Annotated in this window: 1 protein-coding gene; it reads left to right on the top strand. The window is 39.4% G+C overall.

What is annotated here, in order from left to right:
* Positions 1 to 482: hypothetical protein (locus GH664_RS21975; RefSeq protein WP_194270465.1), on the top strand; the 482-nt coding region annotated here is incomplete at both ends.

Below are 482 nucleotides of genomic sequence, written 5' to 3'. Positions count from 1 at the left end.
GAATACAGTGAAGAGGCTGATATCCTGAATTACAATACTCACTTCAAGATGCGTAACTATTTGACTACAGTACGTCTGTCTTATGATATCACAGGTTCTGCTTACTCTACAGTTATGGCAGTAGCTTTGAGAGATCCTAAGACTGGTAAAACTTCTTATTTGTGGTCTACATTCCAGGAATGGGTTGCAATGCGTGAGTGGTACAAACGTCTTGAAAGAGCTTTGGTATACAATCAGAACAACGTAAACAAAGATGGTTCTTGTAATCTGAAAGGTAAAAATGGTCGTCCTGCATTTATTGGTGCTGGTTTGTTGGAACAGATTGCTCCGTCTAACAGACGTTATTATACTCGTTTGACAGCTGAATTGCTGGAAGACTTCTTGTTTGACCTGTCTTACAATGTACTTGGTACTAACGAACGTAAGTTTGTTGCTTTGACTGGTGAAATGGGTATGCGTGAATTTGACCGTGTACTTAAAGA

It is taken from the genome of Thauera sp. 2A1 (assembly GCF_009469595.2).
Classification (GTDB): domain Bacteria; phylum Pseudomonadota; class Gammaproteobacteria; order Burkholderiales; family Rhodocyclaceae; genus Thauera.
The sequence above is the reverse complement of the archived record's forward strand: the minus strand, read 5'-3'. Positions and strand labels throughout refer to the sequence as shown.